The 5,767-nt window shown below is 50.9% G+C and carries 4 protein-coding genes; all 4 read right to left on the reverse strand.

All coding sequences use genetic code 11. The features are described from left to right. Positions 1-26: 26 nt before the first annotated feature. Positions 27-341, reverse strand: coding sequence for a hypothetical protein (locus FC99_RS07510; RefSeq protein WP_048735840.1), 315 nt, complete (start codon positions 339-341; stop codon positions 27-29). 279 nt (positions 342-620) lie between these two features. Beyond that, positions 621-2,642: a transketolase gene (gene tkt / locus FC99_RS07515; protein WP_048735839.1), complete on the reverse strand. Its 2,022-nt coding sequence runs from the start codon at positions 2,640-2,642 to the stop codon at positions 621-623. Between the two features lie 313 nt (positions 2,643-2,955). Then, positions 2,956-3,873: a ribokinase gene (rbsK, locus tag FC99_RS07520; protein ID WP_048735838.1), complete on the reverse strand. Its 918-nt coding sequence runs from the start codon at positions 3,871-3,873 to the stop codon at positions 2,956-2,958. 132 nt (positions 3,874-4,005) lie between these two features. Then, entirely contained in the window at positions 4,006-5,013 is a 1,008-nt protein-coding gene (rbsR, locus tag FC99_RS07525; protein ID WP_048735837.1) for a ribose utilization transcriptional repressor RbsR, read from the reverse strand. Between the last annotated feature and the right edge of the window lie 754 nt (positions 5,014-5,767).

The following is a 5,767-nucleotide window of genomic DNA, read 5'->3' on the forward strand; positions in this document are numbered from 1 at the left end:
TACGGTCCACAGCGGACTTTCACCGCCTAGTTAGCGCCCATGCCGGGCGCACACACGGGGACCCAACCCGGATAGCCGCGTCGTTCCTGACGATTGCCCTGCCGCGTGACAAACACGTGAGCCCAGTCGCCGTCGACACGGTCCAGGACAACGCGGTCGTTAAACAACGCCTCCGTCACGATGCTATCGTTGTCCGCTAACCGATCCTTGTCCGCTGGCTTAAGCGCCGCTAACCACGCCGCCAAATCGCCAGTTTTTAAATAAGCCTGATCGGTTTTGGTCACTGCTGAGGGTGCCGCCCACACTAACGCCGTTGGCACCTTGATCCGCCGAATTTCCATTAAAACCGCCTCCAGTTTCTTTACCCCCAATATACCAATAATTTTGCGAACTTACTAGATTTTCGGGAAACGTTTGCAATATTTCTTGTTAAAAACGTGTGTGTGTTCGCCTTACCAATATTCGGACGCATTTATTGCTGACTTAAAAAGCATTTTTTAACCCACGAAAGGGACCCGAACCAATTACGTGCTCGCGTCCCTCATTTAGTATTCCGTTACGAAATCTCCCACTGATACATGGTAGCCGCAGCGCGACCATTTAGAACATCCTTATCAGCCTTAGTTCAATCCTAAGTAGGCTTGAACCACGCGGTCAACGGTGAAGCCCGCCATTTCCATGACCTGCTCACCAGGCCCACTGGCACCGAACTGTTCCTGCGTCAGCATGGCGCCATCGAGACCGACGTACTGGCACCAACCAAGACCACTTGCCATTTCAATCGCCACACGCCGCCGAAGCGTGGTTGGCAGAATTCGTTCGCGGTAAACAGCCGACTGGGCATTAAATTGCTCAAAGCTAGGAACGGATACGACCCGCACGTCATGACCCATTTCCGCTAACTGCTCTTGTGCGCCTAAGGCTAACTTAACCTCTGACCCCGACGCCATCAAAATACCTTCCGCATCCCCTTGAGCGTCGCGTACCACGTAACCACCGCGCTTAACGCCACTGCGAACCCGTGCAGCCGCCTGTGGCAGCGTTGGTAGGCCTTGTCGTGACAAGATAATCGCCGTTGGGTGATCAACGGACTGTAGTGCTGCTTGCCAGGCCGCCACGGTTTCGTTACCATCAGCTGGCCGAAAGACCGTCAGCCCAGGAATCGCCCGCAACGCCGCGAGCTGTTCCACAGGTTCATGAGTCGGGCCATCCTCCCCGACGGCTAATGAATCATGAGTAAAGACGTAGATAACTGGCAATTTTTGAAGTGCGGCTAACCGAATCGCTGGTTTCATGTAGTCCGAGAAGACGAAGAACGTTGAGCCATAAACCCGGGTCCCCCCGTGCAAGGCGATTCCGTTCATTGCAGCGGCTTCGGCAAACTCACGGACACCAAACCATAAGTTTCTACCCCGGGGATTGTCCGCACTAAATCGGTCATCCTCGGCAATCGCCGTCTTATTCGAACTAAAGAGGTCGGCCGATCCACCCCACAAGTTTGGTAAGGCCGCACTCAGCTTCTGTAGGACCTCACTCCCGCTTGCTCGTGAAGCCAAGTTATCCTTCTTGTAATAGATCGGCAATTGATCCGTCAAGTCGGCCGGTGCTTCCTGGCTCAATCCCTTGGCAAACTGACTGGCCAATTCTGGGTCAACCGTGGCGTAGCGAGTAATTAGGTTCGACCATTCCTGATGGCTGGCCCAGCCCCGCGCCTTGATCGTCGTCATAAACCGTTCATGCACCGCTGCTGGCACCGTAAAGGGATCATTGTCCCAACCATAGGTGGCCCGCGTAGCCTCTAAGTCGGCAGCACTCAATGGCGCGCCGTGAACTTTATTCGTACCGGCATTTGGACTCCCGGCCCCAATCTGCGTCTTAACCTCGATCAGGGTTGGCCCCGTTTGGTTCTGCTTAGCCGCAGTAATAGCATCATCAATTGCATCCAAATCATTGCCGTCCGCCACACGTGAATAATTCCAACCATAACTCAAGAAGCGTTCCGCCACGTCATCATGACAAGCATTGCTTAACGGTCCGTCCAGCGAAACGTCATTAGAATCATATAACACGATTAATTTATTCAATTTCAATTGACCGGCTAAACTCGCAGATTCAGCTGCAACCCCTTCCATCAGATCACCATCCCCACATAAAGCGTATGTATAGTGATCGACGACGTTTAAATTCGGTTGGTTGTAGTCTGCGGCTAAATGGGCTTCAGCCATAGCCATCCCCACGGCCATCCCGATACCCTGACCCAAAGGACCAGTCGTCGCATCCACCCCTGGAGTTACACCGTGTTCTGGATGTCCTGGGGTCTTACTCCCCAATTGCCGGAAGTTCATTAAGTCCGTTCGGCTCACCGAAAATCCACTCAGGTGTAAGAGACTGTACAACATGGCCGAACCATGGCCCGCTGAGAGAACAAACCGATCCCGGTTGAACCACTGCGGAAATGACGGATCAACCCGTAAATGACGGGAAAATAAAACATAAGCCATCGGTGAAGCCCCTAACGGCAACCCTGGATGGCCTGAACGGGCCCGCGAAATCATGTCCATGCTCAACATCCGGACCGCCGTTACGGCCAGAGTGTCTGTGTCATCAAAACTTACTTGTTGCATTACTTTTTCATTCAACATCAGAAATAACCTCACTTTAAGCGACCAGACCATTCCGGTCGTCTGTTATTGGTAGATGAGTTTTATACGTTAATCATACCGGTAGAATCGACGCTCACCATCGACTTTCATAACTATACCAATTTAACTCGAATTAAGCAACCCCTTTTGTAAAACTTATCATGCAGGCGTTTTTAAGTTGTAAAAATCAATATATTGGATATACCAATTTAAAGATGTTGCAACCGGTTGTTCTCGAGACACAAAAAAACGACCTTTTACCAAGAAAATTGGTATAGGTCGTTATAGAAACTATTTAGTTTTCTGAAAGAGATTACTTGCTGGCCGCTTCAATCTTAGCCAACGTTGGAATCGATGGCATTGCACCCAGGCCTTGAACGGTCAGAGAACTAGCCCGTTGTGCAAAGACCAAGGCCGTCGCAATGTTGCTGAGGTCTGGCTTCAGTTGTGAACTCAGGGCACCAATGAAGGTATCCCCAGCCGCCGTGGTATCAACAGCGTTAACCTTGAAGGCTGGCACGAAGCCTGAGCCGTCAGCGGTTGCGTAGTAGGCACCCTTACTCCCAATGGTGATGATCAGGTTCTTAACGCCCAATTCACGGAACTTAGCGGCGTTAGCATCCATGGAGGCCTCGTCGGTCACTTCGATCCCCGTTAAAATGGCACTTTCACTTTCGTTTGGAACCACTAGGTCGGTCACCTTGAGGATTTCTGGGTCGATCTTAGCGGCAGGTGCCGGGTTTAAGATGGTCGTCACGTGATGCTTCTTAGCAACCGTAAAGGCGGCCAAAGTGGCAGCTTGTGGCGTTTCAAATTGAGTGATCAAGAAGTCGGCTTTAGCGATTTCGTCTTCAACAGCCATAACTTCCTCAGCCTTGATCTGCTGGTTAGACCCACCGTAAACTAAGATACTGTTTTGACCTGCCTCGTCAAGTAAGATGAAGGCAGACCCCGTTCCAATCGTTGGGTCGGTGATGATGGCACTCGTGTCGATTCCATCGTCCTTTAAAGACTCAACCATGAAACGACCCGCATCATCGTTACCAACCTTACCGATGAACCGTGTTTCAGCACCGGCACGGGCTGCAGCAACGGCTTGGTTAGCACCCTTCCCACCAGCGGCACTACTCTTGTTTTCAGTGGATAGCGTTTCCCCTGGCTGTGGCATCCGGGCAACCCGCAATGTCGTATCAACGTTGAGACTACCTAGAACCGTAACTTTGTTTGACATAATTAACCTTCACTCCTTAACCAATTTATCCGTTTGTAAAACGTTTTACGTATTGCCGACACGCCGGGCAATTCGTTTTGCTTATCCCTAGCGTATCATGTTTCGAAAAGGCTTACAAGAAAAAGATGAAATTTATTTCACCGGCCCCGTACTCTCCCGTTGCCGAAGCTCTACGGGAAGGTCGACCAACTGGGCTGCTTGCCGCTGATCTTGAATTCGATTGATCAATAACGTCGTTGCCTGCTGGCCCATGGTAACAACGGGTTGACGGATACTGCTTAATTTCGGCACAACGTATTCGTCTAAATCAATGTCATCGTAACCCATCACGGAAATATCCGTAGGCACGCTCAACCCCTGTTCATGCAACCCGCGCATCAACCCCAACGCCGTTTCGTCGTTAATGGCAAAGACCGCCGTTGGCTTCTGCGCCATGACCCCGGCCGTTGCCTGATAGCCGCCCAACTTCGTCATGGGTGAAATGACGACCGCTGAATCTGGCAGTATGACCCCGGCCTCAGCCAGGCGTTCTTTAAATCCGGCCAGACGAATCACCAAATTGTCAGTCGGATGTTCTGGCATCACGACCGCAATCTTGCGATGGCCTAACGCCAGTAAGTGTTCAGCCGCGAGTTGTCCCCCCTGTTCATCATCGATCCGAATGCGGTCTAAACTAGGACCACCGTTCTGGTCGATCAACAGGTAAGGAATCCCGTTTTTCTTGAGAATATTATCGATGGCCTCTGCCGTGATCGATGCACTGGCAATGATTAGGCCATCTACAGCCCGTTTAATGAGCTCCTCTACATAGTAGCTTTCAAGTTTCTCATCATGATTGGCCCCAAAGATCAAGGGAATAAAGTGACGTTCACGACTGGCCTCTTGGACCCCACGAATGAACATGCTAAAGAAGGGGTTCCCCAGGTTAGGCACCAGCACACCAATGGTCTGAGCAGACTTCATGATGAGGTTTCGGGCATTAAAATCCGGAACGTAACCCAATTCTTCTTGCAAGTGATGGACGCGCCGCCGCGTATCGAGACTAAAGCGTTCACCCTTACCATTTAAAATTTGTGAAACCGTTGTTACCGAAACACCCGCTGCTTCAGCAAGGTCCCGAATCGTTACTTTGCGTGTCATAGCAACCTCCATCATCCGTTTTCATACTAACCCTTATTATACCCCACCAAGCCGCGATATCTACGGTCAATTTAGGTTCAGTCAAAGGTTGACCTAGACGGTGACACTCTGGCTCTGATTGCTCCCCTTCGTAGCAAAGCGGTTAACACCCGCTATTTTTCAAATTAGATTCCCTGTCTGTAAGACTTTACTGTGCTACCATACGCTTTCTCACTACGCCAAGTATCCGGAAAAAAATATCAGAAAATTCATTTGACGTGTTCGTAAGCTATGCAAAAAGGGCCTGAGACAAAAGTCCCAAACCCGCTTTGCACTCTTAAACATATATGACTAAAGGTTGAAAGCTGAAATACCTGTCTCGCCCCAGTATCAGTAAGGATTCGAACCATTAAGATAGTGTGAAATTGCCGCACTGCGGCTGCCAGGGATTCCGCCTGCTGTGGGGACGCTTCAGACTGGAAAACCACCAGTCTTCTCGCTCGCTTTGAAGCCACGAAGACCGCGCGTCTCCCAAGTCGCCCGTGCTGTAAGCTGGCTGATGAAGCGCCAGCTAACACCACCTCCACGGCTGGCTGCATTCCTGTCCTCCTCCGGCTTTGACTGTGCTTTACCACAACAACAGTCGGAAAACCTGGAAATTTAGCTCTCTCGGTCCAATCGATAGTGACTGTTACAGTCATTACCTCCGTCGCCTACGAACACTGTGTAAGCCGAGAGGTCGGCAGATATGGGCTCAGGCGCGTCGTTCTGCTTG

Source organism: Levilactobacillus koreensis JCM 16448, assembly GCF_001435525.1.
Classification (GTDB): Bacteria; Bacillota; Bacilli; order Lactobacillales; family Lactobacillaceae; genus Levilactobacillus; species Levilactobacillus koreensis.